This window comes from Arthrobacter sp. MP_M4 (genome assembly GCF_035984855.1).
GTDB lineage: Bacteria > Actinomycetota > Actinomycetes > Actinomycetales > Micrococcaceae > Arthrobacter.
This window is the reverse complement of record NZ_JAXCHX010000005.1, coordinates 161,546-177,119: the sequence shown is the minus strand read 5'-3', so window position 1 is coordinate 177,119 and position 15,574 is coordinate 161,546. Positions and strand designations below refer to the sequence as shown.

Here is a 15,574-nt window from a genome sequence, read left to right as displayed (position 1 = left end):
AATCCGGGACCACTGGCCATCACTCAAAACAGATGTTCGCGACACCCAACAAGCATTCCAGCCAGCGACCCCCTCATTTAGGAGACACGCCCTAGACGCAACGAGATACTAAGCGACCTTATCACTTGTGGTGGCGTCGGGGCAGCACAGACCCCGGAGGGATGGCTTCGAAGGGATCGCCGCCCATGGCAGAGGGATGACGACGACGCCCATACCCTCCTTCGGGGCTTCTCAGCATTCGGACACACTCCAGCATTCCCTCATAGCAGAACTCCACGTCTCGGGTGCTCTAGCAACGTTGCCGTTAGGCGGGCAAGAGTAGAATGCTTGAATGTCCAATCATGCGAATGACGTGCCCGTCGAACTCCAGTCGGTTCTGGTGGACGCCAAGAATGCCGTCGAGTTTCTATCCGGTCTCTCGAAGCTTGCTGCGGCCGCCGTTTCGGAGGTTGCCGGTGACGACGTCGAATGTGCCGTCACCGTCAAGATTCGTCGTAAGCCCTCGACCGCTGCAGCCAGCAGCGAGCGTGCCCTTGAGCTGGACCAAATGGAACAGGCGTTAGGGGACGGGCCCTGCATAACGGCCCTCCGGGAGATGTCGCCAGTATTTCTCAATGACGTCACATCGGATCTCCGGTGGCCGGGGTTGAACCGCCAATTCGCAGAACGGGGCGTGTACAGCTCATTGGGCGTGCCGCTGGAGATCAGCGGCAGTGCCACTGCAGCATTGAACTTCTTCGCATCCAAACCGGCTGCATTCACCCCGGATGTGTACGCCAAAGCCGCCGGCTTCGCCGCCGCCGCACACAACACGCTGCAACTCTCCGTCCGGATTGACGCTGCGCTGGGACGAGCCAAAGACTTCCAGGAAGCGATGACCAGGCGTACCGCCATCGACGTGGCCTGCGGGGTCATCATGGCGCAAAACAAATGCCCCCAAACCGAGGCCATGGAAATCCTGACCAAGGTCTCCAGCCACCGCAACCAAAAACTGCGTGACGTAGCCACAGCACTCATTGAACAGCTCTCCGTCGGAACTGTCCGGACTCACTTCGAATCATAAAAGCACCAACCGATTCTAACGAGGCGGCTCCGAAGGATCGAGCCTTCGAAACAGACGCCGACCTCAAGAATCACTTGGCGTGAAGTCAACCCGGTGCAGCCCCGCAGGGCATGGCACAACCAGGACTGGGTCGTCTTGTCTTGGTTGGGCCCCCGGTAGCAGTCCAGCTGCTCTGGGTCCCAACCAAGTCCCATGTTGTCCTCGAGCTTGGCGCGTTCAATGCGCCGCGGTCCTCGGCTGCCGACCTGAATCGCCAGCGACTCCCCTCACTTGATGAGTGCTCGGACGGTGCTGTACTTCATGTTCAACTCGTTGGCTACCTACTGCAGGGTGAGGAACCGCAGCGGCCTGTCAACAAGGGGGTGGCCTGTCACGTACCCATAATTCCAGCCACCGACTCGGCAGCGTTGACATGCGCTCAACGTTCGTCACCGGTATCAACTGAAACCGCCAATCAAACGGTCAAAAATCGCGGTTCTGAACCAACGGTCACACCTGACGGCCCTGGGAAGGGGCCAGTCTGTCTCATTTATCAATCATTTGCTTGAGACCGGTGTGGGTCAAGGATTTGGGCACCGGGCTGGGTGCTGTCGGGAGGTCCCGGCCAGCACAGCATTGGCCGGGAGCCCTCCACAATGAATAAGTAAGGCTATCGGTTGGCGGCCCTCGGTACTCCCCTTCCGGGATCGATTTGGTGGGGCCCGGAAGCGGATGGTCGTACATCGAAATCGAAGACTGCTGTCGGAATGTAGACCGTGGAACAGGAGTTGGGGATGTCCACCACGCCGGAGAGGCGCCCCTCGATGGGCACGGCGCCGAGAATAACGTATGCCTGCTCGGGGCTATACCCGAATTTGCTTAGGTAGTCGATGGCATGAAGACATGCCCGCTGATAGGAGAGATGCGAGTCAAGGTAGCGCTGTTCACCGTCCAGTGTTACCGAGGTGCCGGAGAACGCCAGCCACTGACTGAACTGCGGATCGACGTGGCCGGGCATGAAGATGGCATTTTCGCTCACTCCATAGGTTTCCATGCCGCCCTTGATCAGGTCCACCCTAAGATCAATGAAACCACCCATCTCTATGGCGCCGCAGAAAGTGATCTCGCCGTCGCCCTGCGAGAAGTGGAGGTCTCCCAAAGACAGGTTGGCTCCGTCTACGAACACCGGGTAGAAAATGCGGGTGCCCTTGGACATGTTCTTGATGTCCTGGTTTCCGCCGTTTTCCCGTGGGGGCGCGGTCCTGGCCGCTTCGGCTGCCACCCGGTCGAAATCGGACTGCGGAAGATGTCCAAGGAGCGCGTGCCCGGCCTCGGGCGGAAGAGCCAAGGGCGGCACGCGGTTGGGGTCTGTGGCTATAAGGTCACCCTCGCGTTTGTTCCACTTTGCCAGCAGCTGGGCTGAGGGGGCCGTCCCCATCAGCCCGGGGTGGATCAGCCCGGTAAACGAAACGCCCGGTACGTGCCGGGAAGTTGCGATCTGGCCGGTGAAGTCCCAGATGGCTTTGTACGCGTCGGGGAATTGTTCGGTGAGAAACCCCCCTCCGTTGTTTCTGGCGAAAATGCCGGTGTAGCCCCAGCCCTGTCCGGCCAGAGGGCCGGAATCCTCCTGCGGGATCGGGCCGACGTCCAGGATGTCCACTACCAGCAGGTCACCGGGTTTGGCGCCTTCGATTGCGAAGGGTCCGCTGAGTTTGTGTACCGTCAGCAACGGGGCGTTGAGGATATCTTCCGCGGAGTCATCGTTCACGATCGCCCCGTCGAACCATTCCCGGCAGTCCACCCGGAATGAATCTCCGGGTTTGACCGTCGCGACTGGCGGAATGTCAGGGTGCCATCGGTTATGGCCGATCTTTTCCTGATCCTCGAACTTCTTGCTGGAGTCCAGGGAAAATATCTTTGCTGGCATTGCATCTCCTTTGAAGGGTGCCGCTCCGGCTATCAGGGTCGCGGCAGTTTCCGATGTAACGGGTTGGATGAATATGACTGGACACGACGGGGGGTGCCTGGAATCTGCGAGTTCACAATCTCAGGTTCGGATGCACTGCGCTGAGTGGAATCAATGAGCCCGAACGCCGCGGAACCCGCCTTGGATAGGTGTGGTGCACTGATCATCCTGCGGGATGGTTTGCCGCAGGATGGGCACGCCAGTGAATCCGGAGCCTCCCCGATCCGGTGGGATACCTCGAACGGCGAGTCGTCGGGGCAGCGGTACTCATAGATAGCCATGGAGTGGTTCCTCTCTGCCCCCGGGGCAATTGTGTCAAGCGGTCTGGACCGCGTTCGTGGCTGGGCCCGGTTGAGCGCTGCTTCGCATCGACTTCCGTCCCAGGAAGAATGCGGCCGCCAGCGAGACGGCGGCCACGGCCGCGACCAGTACCGCGAGTGTGTTGTTGGTCTCGTAGCGGCCGAGCAGCAGGAAGAACGCGGGGATGGTACCAGTCAGATGACTGATGAACACTGTGAACCAGCCCGTCATCTTGGTTAGTGATGTTTTGTTCAGCCCCAGAAGAAGAAAGAAAAGGAACCAGAGTACAGCCCACACCCACCAGATGACGCCAAAGACCGGATCGGCGACCAAGCTGAATTGCAGGTACCCGACGACAACTGCGCAAGCGGCAACGAAGAGCGAAAACCATCCGAGGCCTTCGCCGCTAATGCCTGTCATCTGGAGCACGCCTACATACAAATAGGTGAAGCCAAAAAGATACAGCCCGGCGGCGCCAAAGATTACCGATAAGTTCCCATTGGCTTGAATAATGATGATTGTGGGGAAGACCACTTGCATGGTTCCCACCAAGAAGTTGAGGATAGCGGCCGACTTGCCCGGGATGACACCGACGAGCATCAGTCCGTTGATGAATAGAACTGCTCCTACGTAAAGCAAACCCACGCTGCCCATGTCAGCTCCATCGACATATGAATAAAAAGTGCAGTACTGGAATCCCCTGCGGTTGTTCCGGGCGACAGGGACGCATTAACCCGGTTGCCCGTGAGATCGGTATACGCCTAAAGGATGGCCGTCGCCTGCACACCGGTATAGGGACTTTAGGCCCATACCGGTGCAGGGAGCGCGGAGAAAGGCCCGGCGCCGGAAAAGTATCAAGGGCTACAGGAGCCTGCCCAGGCCGACGCCGGTGGCGGCGGCCGCCAAAGACAGGACCAGTGTTCCCAGACTATAGACGACGGCCAGGCCGCCCCGCCGGGATTGAATCAGCCGGATGGTTTCTACACTGGCAGTGCTGAACGTGGTGTATCCGCCCAGAAAACCCGTCCCGAGAATCGTTTGCCATTCCGCCGGAACCCGGGCCGCCAACACCGCGCCGGCAAGCACACCAAGCAGGAGAGAGCCGCCCACGTTGATGGCCATCGTTGACAGTGGCAATGGAGTCGGCACTTTTGGCCTCACGAGACTGTCGAGAACGAATCGAGTCCCGGCCCCGGCAGCCCCAGCCAGAGTCAGCAGAAGTACGGTCATGGATTCTCCTCCTTGAGAAGGTCCCGATTTCGGGGAATCTTCGTTCCCGAAGCCGGGCGGCGCGAGAGAGTCCTCCTGTCGAACGCCGCGCCGCACCAGATGCCGGCCCAGCTGGCGAGTGCGCCGCCGAAAAGGCTCAGAGCTAAGTACAGCGTTGCACTCGAGTTGTCTTCCAGCGCCAGGAGCAGCACCGATTGGAGCGCCAGAGCACTGTAGGTCGTGAAACCGCCAAGAAAACCTGTGCCAAGCAGAAGCCGAAGACTACGTCGAATTCCAATGTCTGGTCCGCGGCGGTGGAGCGCCTCCAGCAATCCTCCGAGGGCCCACGCCCCTGACAAATTGATGAGCAGCGTGGCGAGCGGCCATCCGGACGAGGATGGAACCGTCTCGTCAAGCCCATAACGCGACAGAACGCCGGCTCCTCCGCCAACCATGACCAGCGCAATATAGGAGGCTCTCAGTCCGTATCGGCCTGGCTTCCTTGCTGAAGGAACGGCGGTCTGCTCGCCGAGCCCATCCGTAGGACCTGGCCCGCTGGCGCTCATCAGCTAATCCGCTCCGCTTGGAACCAAGGCTGTGGAATCACGGGACCGGCCTAATGCCTGACGCGGTTGCCCCGTAAACGATCTGCTTCTGGCCGCAATCCAGGCCGGCACTGCATGCCCAGCGGACGGCTTCGAGGCGCACAGGCACGGATTCTGCCGTGGGCGTCCCGCTCACATCCCCACAGAATCCAGCGGCACCGAAACGCTTGTTTTCGGCTAACAGGCGGTGGCACAACCCACCGACGTCGGGTAGGCCACTGTGCTGAAGTTCTCTGCGCGGCGTTCCACGGTGTTGCTGGGCTGGCACCATATCCACCCTCGTCCCACCGGGCATGCCCGGCATGTTGCGGATGGGCAAGGAGTCGTCGGCCAGATGGTTGGCCCTGCCCGCAGGCCTGCGGACAGCCCGCGGATTGCAGCATTCCAGCCAGCCGACTTCCGACGCAGGGTTGATTATCCCAGTAATGGCGCCGTCCTGCTTGGCCTTCTCCCGTGGGGTGAGCATACTCGGTTGATCCCTGCCCGAGGCCCGCCCGGCGATCAGAATCAGTTCTTGGTGGTGAAGGTCCTCCAGGCTGGCCAGGCCCCTACCGACGCCGAGGACTGCCGTCAAGTCGTCACCGCTGGACTCATGGCACATCTTGAAACAGTCCGTCGGGCGGTTGACGCGGAGGTCCAGGACCAAGAAATGGTAGTCAAACGCGGCCTCGCTCGAGGTCAGGCCTGGAGTGCTGAAGAACGCCCCATCCAGACCCTGCAGGCCGCGCAGCAGCTCCTCGATAGCACCAAAGGCTTCATCCCGGCGCACCGGGCGGTAGTCGGTGGCGGCGTCGTCCGACATTGAATGCTGGCCTTGCCTCGGTGCCTCTTTCGCCATGCTGGTCACATCCGCCCGGCCACAAGTGACATTCGCCTTGACTGCTTGTCCTGCCATCTTAGAACTGTGCGGCTCTGATGGAACCGCAATCACACCTGCCAACGGACGGGAATGAAAGAATTGGCTTAAGCTGCAGCATGGAACGCTACAGCCCAAGGAAACCATCCGGCTGCTCAGCACGGACCCGGACCAGAACGACTGGCTCGCCGTCAACCAGGTCACCCTCATCCAGGGCGAACGTCGATGACGACGGTGTCCCCCTGGCACCCGGATGCATGGAAGACGGCGAAGCCGTCACGGCACCGGAAACCGCCCTGCACGGTCTGTGTAACCAGGACCGTTTCCTGCAGCTCCTGCAGAGCTTCACCGCGTTCGACGGCGGCTCCGGCGGGCTCACCAAACGCACCGCCAAGCCGCACCAGTACTTCGCCGTGACCAAGGCCGTGGGCAGCACCGTCCAGACCGCGGAAAGCAACGGCAAGGCCGGCGTCGTCTGGCACACGCAGGGCTCGGGCAAATCCATGGAGATGGAGCTCTGCACCAACCTGGTGGCCCGGGATCCCCGGGTGAAGAACCCCACCGTCGTGGTCATTACGGACCGCAACGAACTCGACGGGCAGCTGTTCGAGGGCTTCTCGCGCAGCCTCATGCTGGCCGCACCACCGGCGGTATCTACTTCACCACGCTGAAGAAGTTCGACCGCAGCAAGGCCGAGAAGGACGCCGGCACCGACCACTCGCTGCTGTCCGACCGGCCGAACATCGTCGTGGTGGCGGACAAGGCGCACCGCAATCACTACGGCGACCTCGACGGCTACGCGCGGCACCTCCGCACGCCACGCTGATCGCCTTCACCGGCACCCCAATCTCGTTCGACGACCGCAAGACCCAGGACATCTTCGGCGGCTACATCGACGTCTACGATCTCTCCCGGGCCGTGGAAGACGGCGCCACGGTGGCGGTCTACTTCGAGCCGCGGCTGATCAAGGTGGGACCAGCTTCGGAGGTTACGGAGGAAATTCTGGACCGGGCAGCCGATGAGTCGACCCTGGGCGCGTAGCGCACTGGGAAGCCGCAGCGCCCGGATGCACAAGTTCATCGAGGCGCCGGGCAAGGCCACCAGGGCAAGGCCAGGCTCAAAGACGTGGCCGAGGAGCTTGAGCTGGTGATCGTCAAGGACATGATGCTCACCGGCTACGACTCCCCTCCCCTGCGCACCCTGTATCTCAACCGGCCGCTCAAGGGTGCGCTGCTGATGCAGACCCTGGTCCGTGTGAACCGCACCTTCCGCGGCCAGGAGGACGGGTTGCTGGTGGCGTATGCGCCGTTGGCGGAGAACCTGGCCGAGGCGCTGGGCGAGTACACGCGCTCGGACCAGGACAAGAAGCCTGTCAGGAAGAACATCGATGAGGCTGTTGGCCTGGTCGGTGGCCGCGTGGAAGCCATCCGAGGGCTATTGGTCGGCTACGTCCGGAAGGCCGTCTGGCTCGAGGGCGGCCCCCGGGCCATTCTGAACGCGACTCTGGGCGCCGTTAACTACCTCCGTGACGTCCACACCCCCGGAAATTCGCCAGCCGAGGGCGAGAAACGTTCCGACCCGAGTTCAAGGCCGCCACAAAAGCGGCCCCGCACCTAAGTGCGGGGCCGCTTTTTCCACGGAGGACGACGACAAGGACGACCTAGAAGTCCCAGTCATCATCCTCAGTGTTAACAGCTTTGCCAATCACGTAGCTCGAACCCGACCCCGAGAAGAAGTCGTGGTTCTCGTCCGCGTTGGGTGACAGCGCCGACAGGATGGCCGGGTTCACGTCGGTGACGGAGGCCGGGAACATGGCCTCGTAGCCCAGGTTCATCAGCGCCTTGTTGGCGTTGTAGTGCAGGAACTTTTTGACGTCCTCGGCGAGGCCGACGGAGTCGTAGAGGTCGTGCGTGTACTGGACCTCGTTCTCGTACAGCTCGAAAAGCAGTTCGAAGGTGTAGTCCTTGATTTCCTGCTTGCGCTCCTCGGACAGGCCCTCCAGGCCCTTCTGGAACTTGTAGCCGATGTAGTAGCCGTGCACGGCCTCGTCGCGGATGATCAGGCGGATCAGGTCCGCCGTGTTCGTCAGTTTGGCCCGGGAGGACCAGTACATCGGCAGGTAGAAACCGGAGTAGAACAGGAAGCTCTCCAGCAGCGTGGAGGCCACCTTGCGCTTCAGGGGGTCGTCGCCCTGGTAGTAGTCCATGACGATCTGCGCCTTTTTCTGCAGGTTCGCGTTCTCGGTGGACCAGCGGAAGGCCTCGTCGATCTCCTTGGTGGAGGCCAACGTGGAGAAGATGGAGGAGTAGCTCTTGGCGTGCACGGACTCCATGAAGGCGATGTTCGTGTAGACGGCCTCTTCATGCGGAGTGAGCGCATCCGGGATCAGCGAGACGGCGCCGACGGTGCCCTGGATGGTGTCCAGCAGGGTCAGGCCCGTGAACACGCGCATGGTGAGCTGCTGCTCGTCCGGGGTCAGCGTCGCCCACGACTGTACGTCGTTGGACAGCGGGATCTTCTCCGGCAGCCAGAAGTTGTTAACCAGGCGGTTCCAGACGTCAACGTCCTTCTCGTCTTGGATGCGGTTCCAGTTGATCGCATCAACATGGGTGAGAAGCTTTACTTTTGCTGTCATGACTCCGACTCGCTTTCTGCAGAGAAACTGGGTTTGGCTGAGTCCTCGATGCAATAGCTGCACTCGGCGTTCTCGATGCCTTTGTTGGTGTGATGTCTGGTGTGTGCGCTGCGCTGGCTGGCAGGCTTGGGCTTGCCTTTTTGAGCGGCTGACAGCTTCGCCCGGGTTTCAGCGCTTAGCTTCTTGCCAAAGTTAGGATTCCCCGGCCCCTTCCTGGCGTCGGAAAGAGCCCTCCGTGATTCCTCACTCATCGTATGGCCAAAGCTTGGGTGGTCCGCTCCGAGCTTCCCGAAGTTCGGGTTGGTCGCACCTGCGTTGGTTCCTTTGCGACTCACTTCCCACTTCTTGCGCTGCTCCGGGCTGTGCCTTCCTCCGTAAAACGGATTTGCAGAACCGGGCCGGCTCAGCCCTTTCCGACCCGTGCCACGGATACTTGCGGCTTCCCGCATCTCTTCCGTCCACACAACTCCCGTAGGACCAAGACCGCCATCCGAAAGGTTCAGCAGTCGATCGCCTTCGCCTCGGAGGTAGCTGATCCAATCGATCTCGGCCTGCCCCAGCTCGGGCAGGCCTTCGATCCAGTCCAATTCATCTGCAATGAGATCAGTCGGATTCTGCTTTCGCACCCAATCGTAGAAGGGCGTCTTTCGCCCTTCAGCGGCAACGCGCAGGTGCTGATGGAAACGACGACTGGCCGTCTTAGTCGTGATACCGACATAGCGGTACTCGACCTCCCGCCTAAGCCGGATGCCGTAGACCAAGCCGCCCGTCGCCGTCGTCGGTTCCATCATTTCATCCCCTAAAGAAAATCAACCTATTTCAGTTGATTACAACATACACGAGACACAATTTTCCACCTCAGTCCCTTCCAGCGCGAGCTGGCGGAGACGGATGTAGTAGATGGTCTTGATGCCCTTCTTCCAGGCGTAGATCTGGGCCCGGTTGATGTCGCGCGTGGTGGCGGTGTCCTTGAAGAACAGCGTCAGGGACAGGCCCTGGTCCACGTGCTGCGTGGCAGCGGCGTAGGTGTCGATGACCTTCTCGTAGCCGATCTCGTACGCGTCCTGGTAGTACTCCAGGTTGTCGTTCGTCAGGTACGGCGCCGGGTAGTAAACGCGGCCCAGCTTGCCTTCCTTGCGGATCTCGATCTTGGACGCCACCGGGTGGATCGAGGAGGTGGAGTTGTTGATGTAGGAGATCGAGCCGGTGGGCGGAACGGCCTGCAGGTTCTGGTTGTAGATGCCGTGCTCCATGACGGAAGCCTTCAGCTCGCGCCAGTCATCCTGGGTGGGGATGTGGATGTTCTGGAACAGCTCAGCCACCTTGGCGGTCTGCGGAACCCATTCCTGGTTGGTGTACTTGTCGAAGAACTCACCTGTTGCGTACTTGGACTTCTCGAAGCCGCCGAAGGTCTGGCCGGTCTGGATGGCCAGCAGGTTGGAGGCGCGGACGGCGTGGAACACCACCGAGTAGAAGTAGATGTTGGTGAAGTCCAGGCCCTCTTCGGAACCGTAGTGGACCCGCTCGCGGGCCAGGTAGCCGTGCAGGTTCATCTGGCCCAGGCCAATGGCGTGGGACTGGTCGTTGCCGCGGGCGATCGAGGGCACCGAGGTGATGTTGGACATGTCCGAGACGGCCGAGAGGGACCGGATGGCCGTCTCGATGGTCAGGCCGAAGTCCGGCGAGTCCATGGCCTTCGCGATGTTCAGCGAACCCAGGTTGCAGGAAATGTCCTTGCCGGTGGTCTCGTAGGAGAGGTCATCGTGGTACGTGGTGGGCTGGGAGACCTGGAGGATCTCGGAGCACAGGTTGGACATGATGATCTTGCCGTCGATCGGGTTTTCCCGGTTCACGGTGTCCTCGAACATGATGTACGGGTAGCCGGATTCGAACTGGATCTCGGCGAGGGTCTGGAAGAACTCCCGGGCCTTGATCTTGGTCTTCTTGATCCGGGAATCATCCACCATTTCGTAGTACTTCTCGGTGACCGAGACGTCGGAGAACGGCATGCCGTAGACCTTCTCGACGTCGTACGGCGAGAACAGGTACATGTCCTCGTCCTTCTTGGCCAGCTCGAAGGTGATGTCCGGGATCACGACGCCGAGCGAGAGGGTCTTGATGCGGATCTTCTCGTCCGCGTTCTCGCGCTTGGTGTCCAGGAAGCGGTAGATGTCCGGATGGTGCGCGTGCAGGTACACCGCTCCCGCGCCCTGGCGGGCACCGAGCTGGTTGGCGTAGGAGAAGCTGTCCTCGAGGAGCTTCATCACGGGGATGACGCCGGAGGACTGGTTCTCGATCTGCTTGATCGGCGCGCCGACCTCGCGGATGTTGGTCAGCGCGAACGCCACGCCGCCGCCGCGCTTGGAGAGCTGCAGGGCGGAGTTAATGGACCGGCCGATCGATTCCATGTTGTCTTCGATGCGGAGCAGGAAGCAGGAGACCAGCTCGCCGCGCTGGCGCTTGCCGGCGTTCAGGAACGTGGGGGTGGCCGGCTGGAAGCGGCCTTCGATGATCTCATCGACCATCTGCAGGGCCAGCTGCTCATCGCCGCGGGCCAGGTGCAGGGCCACCATGCAGACGCGGTCCTCGTAGCGTTCCAGGAAGCGCTTTCCGTCGAACGTCTTCAGCGTGTAGGAGGTGTAGAACTTGAACGCGCCGAGGAAGGTCTCGAAGCGGAACTTCTTCTTGTAGGCGCGGTTGTAGAGCTCGCGGATGAAGTTCATCGTGTACTGGTCGAGGGTTTCGCGCTCGTAGTACTCGTTCTTCACGAGGTAGTCGAGCTTTTCCTCGAGGTCGTGGAAGAACACGGTGTTGTTGTTCACGTGCTGCAGGAAGTACTGGTGCGCGGCCTCGCGGTCGGCCTCGAACTGGATCTCCCCGTTCGGGCCGTACAGGTTCAGCATGGCATTGAGCTCGTGGTAGCCAAGGCCCTGGAAGGCGGCCGGCATGACCGGCTTCTCCCCCGGAACGGTGTGCTTCTCGACGGCGGTGTTGCCGGCCTTCCCGGCGGCGGCGTGTGCGGCCGATCCGGTTACTTCTGTGTCTGCGACAGTCGTGTCCAAAATTCTTCCAATCCTTGTTGTACCCGGCTGACGTCTTCCGGCGTCCCCATGAGTTCAAATCGATAGAGGTGCGGGACTTGGCATTTCGCGGCGATGATGTCGCCGGCCATGCAGTAGTTGTCCCCAAAGTTCGTGTTGCCCGCCCCGATCACCCCACGGAGCTGCCGGCGGTTGCGCGGATCGTTCAGGAAGCGGATGACCTGCTTCGGAACGGACCCGTCTCCCCCGGTGCCGCCATAGGTGGGAAGCACCAGCACGTAGGGTTCGGTGGCCACGAGGCCCGGCTCCCTCGCATGGAGGGGAATCCTGGCGGCGTCGATGCCCAGCTTCCGGACGAAGCGTGCGGTGTTTTCCGAGGTGGAGGAGAAATAGATGAGGTGGCTGGCGGTGATCCGGGCTTCGCCTTCGTCCCGGGAGCCTGCTGCCAGCGGCGGGCGGGCCGCTGCCGTTGCAACTGGGGCCATGCGAGTCACCTCATCTGACGTGTTGTCCTGCGAAGCGGTTCAGGCGACGGCGACTGAGTACGCCTGCGCCAGTTCCTCGATCTTGTCGGGGCGGAATCCGGACCAGTGGTCCTGGTCCGTGACGACAACCGGAGCCTGCATGTAGCCGAGGGCCTTCAGGCGCTCGAGGGCATCCGCATCCTGCGAGATGTCGACGCTCTGGTAGGTGATGCCCTTCTTGTCCAGCGCGCGGTATGTTGCGTTGCACTGAACACAGGCCGGCTTCGTGTAAACCGTAACGGTCATGGTCCCTGTCCCCTTTGTTGAAGTCTTTGGTACTGCGTGTTGTCTGCTGCGGGGCTGTCTGTTGCGTCCGCGCTGGGTCTGGTGTGTGTCTCTGGTGCCAGCAGTCCGGGCGGGCCGGTCCGGACCGGAAAACTGGTCCGTTACTGGCCGTGCCGGGAGCTTTTATGCTCCGCTGAAACTGTATCTCGATACTACATGTTGTGCAGGACCCCGATGTGGACCCCTAGATGATGTATTACAAGTATGTCATTTAATGCACCGGCAGTCCACAGGCGGGGTGCCGCAAAAAGTCCGTATTTCCGCCCTTTTGCAGGACGAAATCCACAGGCTGTGGGGAACCTTTGCACAGTTAACTCCCCTGCGTGTCGCACAGAAGACGGCGTGTCGGCCCGCCATGGGATCGTGGTCCGGGGTGCCGTTAAGCACTGGGTGGGGTGTCCGGAAACACGCCGGAGGCGGGCACCCGCCGGGTGCCCGCCTCCGAGGACAGAAGTCCGCTTCGTGAGCGGAAGTGACCTGACGCCAGGCCTAGTAACCCGTCTCCGGCCGGCTGCAGAGGATCTGTTCCACGCCCATCCGGCGCTCGGCGAAGCTGCGCAGTGCCCCCACCAGGTAGAGCCGCCACACGCGGGCGATCTCCTCGCCCATCATGGCGACGGCGGCGTCGTGGTTCTCTTCGAACGTCGCGTACCAGGCTTCCAGGGTCCGCACGTAGTCCCGTCGCATGCCCTGCACGCCCTCGATTTCCAGGCCCGCGTCCTCCAGGAAACCCAGGGTCTCCCCGACCGGGCGCATGTGCATGTCCGGGGCGATGAAGGACTCGATGAAGGGTCCGCCACCAGGGTGCTTGCCGTGCCGGGACATCTGCTGGACCAGGACTTTGCCGCCGGGGGTGACGTTGTTGAACAGTGCGGCGGCGTACACGGGGTAGTTCCGCTGGCCCACGTGTTCGCCCATCTCCAGGGACGCGACGGCGTCGAACGGGCCGTCCGGGATCTCCCGGTAGTCCTGGATGCGGATGTCCACCCGGCCTTCCAGGCCGCGTTCGCGGATACGGGCGTCGATGAACGCCTTCTGCTCGATGGACAGCGTGACGCCGACGACGTCGACGCCGTAGTGCTGGGCGGCGTGCAGGCTCAGCGATCCCCAGCCGCAACCGATGTCCAGCAGCCGCATGCCGGGCTTGAGCCCGATTTTGCGGCAGACCAGGTCGAGTTTGTCCCGCTGCGCGTCCTCCAGGCCATACCCCGGGGCAGAGCTGCCGTTCTCGATCCGGTCCGTCCAGTACCCGCTGGAGTAGGCCATCTGCGGGTCCAGGATCAGCGCGTAGAAATCATTGCTGAGATCGTAGTGGTGGCTGATGGCGGCGCGGTCACGCAGGAGGCTGTGCAGCCGTCCTTTGACCCGGGCCTGGCTGGCGGGCGGCGCGGGCGGTGCGCCGAGCGCCCCGGCGGCCCGGGCAATCTTAGCGACGCCGGCCAGCACCGCCGGGGTGGGCCGGATTCCGGTGAGGCCACGGTCCCGCACCACTTTCCAGAGATGTTCCAGCGCGGAATTGAGGTCACCGTCGACGTCGAGCTCTCCTGTGACGTAGGCCTGGGCGGCGCCCAGTTCCCCCGGCGCCCAGAGCAGCCGCCGGATGGCGTCCGGTGAGTTCAGCCGGACCACGGGGGCGCCGGCCGGGCCGGCTTCGCTGCCGTCCCAGGCGATGATCCGGACGGGGAGGTCCCCGCCGGCCAGTGGCCGCAGGACCTCTTCGATGAGTTCCGCGATCGGGGCGGTCATTTGGCGGATCCGTTGCGGGTTTCGCCGGCGGTCCGGCGGTCCAGCACGATCTGCTGCACGTCCAGGTAGCCGGTCTCGAAGCCTGCCCGGGAGTAGCAGAGGTAGAACAGCCACATCCGCTGAAAGATCTCATCGAAGCCCAAAGCGCGGACGTCGGCGGAGCGGGCCATGAAGCGTTCCTCCCAGAGCCGCAAGGACTGGGCGTAATGCTCCCCCATGGCGAGGCGTTCGCGCACCCGCAGCCCGGTCTGCTTTTCGGTGATGTCCTCGATGGCGCGGACCGAGGGGATAACTCCGCCCGGGAAAATATACTTGTGCACCCAGGTGTAGCTGGTGCGGGTGGCCATGAGCCGGTCGTGGGCGATGGTGATGGCCTGGATGGCGACCTTTCCGCCAGGCGCGAGGACGCGCTCGATGGTCTGGAAGTACGTGGCCCAGTACTCGAAGCCGACCGCCTCGATCATCTCAACGGACACGACGGCGTCGTACTCGCCTTCGACCGCGCGGTAGTCCTTGAGCTCGATGGTGACGGCGTCGGTGTACCCGGCGTCGGCGACGCGTTTGCGGGCCAGTTCCTGCTGTTCGCTGGAGAGCGTGACGGAGTAGACGGTGGCGCCGCGCTGGGCGGCCCGGAGGGCGAGTTCACCCCAGCCTGTGCCGATTTCCAGCACCCGGGTGCCTTGCCCGACGCCGGCTTTGTCCAGCAACCGGTCGATCTTGGCCTGCTGCGCGGCGGCGAACCCGTCCCAGGCGACGGTCTTCAGCGCGTCGCCGGTTTCCGGGAAGAGCGCGCTGGAGTAGGTCATGGTGGCATCGAGGAAGGTGCCGAAGAGTTCGTTGGAGAGGTCGTAATGCCGTGAAATGTTGGAGCGGGTGTTCTGCTCGGTGTTGCGTTCCTTCCGCGGCTGGCGCGGAAGGTAGAAGGCACGCAGTTTCTGCAGTGGCTCCGGCACGAGGGTTCCGACACGGGCGGCGAAGACCTCCATGACGGCGGTGAGGTTGTCAGCGTCCCAGTCGCCGGCCATGAAGGACTCGCCCAGGCCGATCAGGCCGCCGTCGCCGAGCCGGGCGGCAAAGTCCGCGGGACGGTTCATGGTCATGACGGGATAGGTGCGCCCCGGCGTCGCGGCCTGGCCCAGGACGGTGCCGTCCGGGTAGCGGACCTCCAGCGGCAGCCGGCGGACGGCAGCCTTGAAGATGGCATCCGCGGCCCGTCCGGCCACCCGGGCCTTGAGGGTGGCGGGAACGGCGGCGATGCTGGGCCATATGGCGGCGTCCACCACCGCGGGCGGCTGCGGGACCGTATAGGGGGCAGCTGCCTCGTTGGCCCGGCGCGCCGCGCCTGATCCGGTCGCTTCGGTCATT

At 62.5% G+C, this 15,574-nt stretch carries 16 protein-coding genes and 1 pseudogene; 4 read left to right on the top strand and 13 right to left on the bottom strand.

Annotation, left to right across the window (positions count from 1 at the left end):
- Positions 1-331 precede the first annotated feature (331 nt).
- Positions 332-1,063, top strand: a complete 732-nt coding sequence (locus tag RCH15_RS07115; protein ID WP_326959430.1) for a GAF and ANTAR domain-containing protein — start codon at positions 332-334, stop codon at positions 1,061-1,063.
- Between the two features lie 649 nt (positions 1,064-1,712).
- Here RCH15_RS07115 and fmdA read toward each other — a convergent pair.
- From fmdA to RCH15_RS07085, 6 genes are all read right to left on the bottom strand, one after another.
- Entirely contained in the window at positions 1,713-2,969 is a 1,257-nt protein-coding gene (gene fmdA, locus RCH15_RS07110; RefSeq protein ID WP_326959428.1) for a formamidase, read from the bottom strand.
- 32 nt (positions 2,970-3,001) lie between these two features.
- The gene (locus RCH15_RS07105) at positions 3,002-3,289 is read right to left on the bottom strand and encodes an FmdB family zinc ribbon protein (protein ID WP_326959426.1); all 288 of its coding nucleotides are present in this window, start codon (positions 3,287-3,289) and stop codon (positions 3,002-3,004) included.
- Between the two features lie 34 nt (positions 3,290-3,323).
- On the bottom strand, positions 3,324-3,962 hold the full coding sequence (locus RCH15_RS07100) for an AmiS/UreI family transporter (protein ID WP_326959424.1): 639 nt from the start codon (positions 3,960-3,962) through the stop codon (positions 3,324-3,326).
- A gap of 207 nt (positions 3,963-4,169) precedes the next feature.
- A complete protein-coding gene (crcB, locus tag RCH15_RS07095; RefSeq protein ID WP_326959422.1) occupies positions 4,170-4,538 on the bottom strand; it encodes a fluoride efflux transporter CrcB in 369 nt (122 codons plus the stop codon).
- Positions 4,535-4,972, bottom strand: coding sequence for a fluoride efflux transporter FluC (locus RCH15_RS07090; protein ID WP_326959457.1), 438 nt, complete (start codon positions 4,970-4,972; stop codon positions 4,535-4,537). Before RCH15_RS07090 ends, crcB begins: the two co-directional genes overlap by 4 nt.
- A 148-nt stretch (positions 4,973-5,120) precedes the next feature.
- Positions 5,121-6,017 (bottom strand): hypothetical protein, encoded by an 897-nt coding sequence (locus RCH15_RS07085; protein WP_326959420.1) that lies wholly within the window; start codon positions 6,015-6,017, stop codon positions 5,121-5,123.
- A gap of 218 nt (positions 6,018-6,235) precedes the next feature.
- Between RCH15_RS07085 and RCH15_RS07080 the strand changes: the two genes are divergently transcribed.
- The 3 genes and pseudogenes from RCH15_RS07080 (at position 6,236) to RCH15_RS07065 (ending at position 7,595) form a co-directional block, all read left to right on the top strand.
- Positions 6,236-6,649 carry a DEAD/DEAH box helicase family protein gene (locus RCH15_RS07080; protein ID WP_326959418.1) on the top strand — a complete coding sequence of 138 codons (414 nt, stop codon included), beginning with the start codon at positions 6,236-6,238 and terminating at the stop codon, positions 6,647-6,649.
- A pseudogene (locus tag RCH15_RS19080) lies at positions 6,631-7,019 on the top strand (hypothetical protein). The gene RCH15_RS07080 and the pseudogene RCH15_RS19080 overlap by 19 nt, the downstream one beginning before the upstream one ends.
- Positions 7,020-7,103: 84 nt before the next feature.
- Positions 7,104-7,595 carry a type I restriction enzyme subunit R domain-containing protein gene (locus RCH15_RS07065; protein ID WP_326959416.1) on the top strand — a complete coding sequence of 164 codons (492 nt, stop codon included), beginning with the start codon at positions 7,104-7,106 and terminating at the stop codon, positions 7,593-7,595.
- Between the two features lie 43 nt (positions 7,596-7,638).
- Here RCH15_RS07065 and nrdF read toward each other — a convergent pair whose 3' ends face one another.
- The 7 genes from nrdF to RCH15_RS07030 all read right to left on the bottom strand — a co-directional run bounded on the left by nrdF (position 7,639) and on the right by RCH15_RS07030 (position 15,573).
- The gene (nrdF, locus tag RCH15_RS07060; protein ID WP_326959414.1) at positions 7,639-8,613 is read right to left on the bottom strand and encodes a class 1b ribonucleoside-diphosphate reductase subunit beta; all 975 of its coding nucleotides are present in this window, start codon (positions 8,611-8,613) and stop codon (positions 7,639-7,641) included.
- A complete protein-coding gene (locus RCH15_RS07055) occupies positions 8,610-9,404 on the bottom strand; it encodes an NUMOD3 domain-containing DNA-binding protein (protein ID WP_326959412.1) in 795 nt (264 codons plus the stop codon). The genes nrdF and RCH15_RS07055 overlap by 4 nt, the downstream gene beginning before the upstream one ends.
- Before the next feature lie 36 nt (positions 9,405-9,440).
- Complete coding sequence (gene nrdE, locus RCH15_RS07050; RefSeq protein WP_326959451.1) at positions 9,441-11,561, bottom strand: class 1b ribonucleoside-diphosphate reductase subunit alpha; 2,121 nt, start codon at positions 11,559-11,561, stop codon at positions 9,441-9,443.
- Between the two features lie 83 nt (positions 11,562-11,644).
- The gene (gene nrdI / locus RCH15_RS07045; protein ID WP_326959410.1) at positions 11,645-12,139 is read right to left on the bottom strand and encodes a class Ib ribonucleoside-diphosphate reductase assembly flavoprotein NrdI; all 495 of its coding nucleotides are present in this window, start codon (positions 12,137-12,139) and stop codon (positions 11,645-11,647) included.
- A gap of 39 nt (positions 12,140-12,178) precedes the next feature.
- Positions 12,179-12,424, bottom strand: a complete 246-nt coding sequence (gene nrdH, locus RCH15_RS07040) for a glutaredoxin-like protein NrdH (RefSeq protein WP_326959408.1) — start codon at positions 12,422-12,424, stop codon at positions 12,179-12,181.
- A gap of 528 nt (positions 12,425-12,952) precedes the next feature.
- Complete coding sequence (locus RCH15_RS07035) at positions 12,953-14,209, bottom strand: cyclopropane-fatty-acyl-phospholipid synthase family protein (protein WP_326959406.1); 1,257 nt, start codon at positions 14,207-14,209, stop codon at positions 12,953-12,955.
- The gene (locus RCH15_RS07030; protein ID WP_442784508.1) at positions 14,206-15,573 is read right to left on the bottom strand and encodes a class I SAM-dependent methyltransferase; all 1,368 of its coding nucleotides are present in this window, start codon (positions 15,571-15,573) and stop codon (positions 14,206-14,208) included. The genes RCH15_RS07035 and RCH15_RS07030 overlap by 4 nt, the downstream gene beginning before the upstream one ends.
- Position 15,574 lies beyond the last annotated feature (1 nt).

Excerpts from the sequence above, each read along its gene's own strand:
- nrdE (WP_326959451.1), bottom strand. The coding sequence starts at position 11,561 with ATGCCGGCCGCCTTCCAGGGCCTTGGCTACCACGAGCTCAATGCCATG.
- RCH15_RS07080 (WP_326959418.1), top strand. The coding sequence starts at position 6,236 with ATGGAAGACGGCGAAGCCGTCACGGCACCGGAAACCGCCCTGCACGGT.
- crcB (WP_326959422.1), bottom strand. The coding sequence starts at position 4,538 with ATGACCGTACTTCTGCTGACTCTGGCTGGGGCTGCCGGGGCCGGGACT.
- RCH15_RS07090 (WP_326959457.1), bottom strand. The coding sequence starts at position 4,972 with ATGGTTGGCGGAGGAGCCGGCGTTCTGTCGCGTTATGGGCTTGACGAG.
- fmdA (WP_326959428.1), bottom strand. The coding sequence starts at position 2,969 with ATGCCAGCAAAGATATTTTCCCTGGACTCCAGCAAGAAGTTCGAGGAT.
- RCH15_RS07035 (WP_326959406.1), bottom strand. The coding sequence starts at position 14,209 with ATGACCGCCCCGATCGCGGAACTCATCGAAGAGGTCCTGCGGCCACTG.
- RCH15_RS07030 (WP_442784508.1), bottom strand. The coding sequence starts at position 15,573 with ATGACCGAAGCGACCGGATCAGGCGCGGCGCGCCGGGCCAACGAGGCA.
- RCH15_RS07055 (WP_326959412.1), bottom strand. The coding sequence starts at position 9,404 with ATGATGGAACCGACGACGGCGACGGGCGGCTTGGTCTACGGCATCCGG.
- nrdF (WP_326959414.1), bottom strand. The coding sequence starts at position 8,613 with ATGACAGCAAAAGTAAAGCTTCTCACCCATGTTGATGCGATCAACTGG.
- RCH15_RS07105 (WP_326959426.1), bottom strand. The coding sequence starts at position 3,289 with ATGGCTATCTATGAGTACCGCTGCCCCGACGACTCGCCGTTCGAGGTA.
- RCH15_RS07085 (WP_326959420.1), bottom strand. The coding sequence starts at position 6,017 with ATGGCAGGACAAGCAGTCAAGGCGAATGTCACTTGTGGCCGGGCGGAT.
- nrdI (WP_326959410.1), bottom strand. The coding sequence starts at position 12,139 with ATGGCCCCAGTTGCAACGGCAGCGGCCCGCCCGCCGCTGGCAGCAGGC.
- nrdH (WP_326959408.1), bottom strand. The coding sequence starts at position 12,424 with ATGACCGTTACGGTTTACACGAAGCCGGCCTGTGTTCAGTGCAACGCA.
- RCH15_RS07115 (WP_326959430.1), top strand. The coding sequence starts at position 332 with ATGTCCAATCATGCGAATGACGTGCCCGTCGAACTCCAGTCGGTTCTG.
- RCH15_RS07100 (WP_326959424.1), bottom strand. The coding sequence starts at position 3,962 with ATGGGCAGCGTGGGTTTGCTTTACGTAGGAGCAGTTCTATTCATCAAC.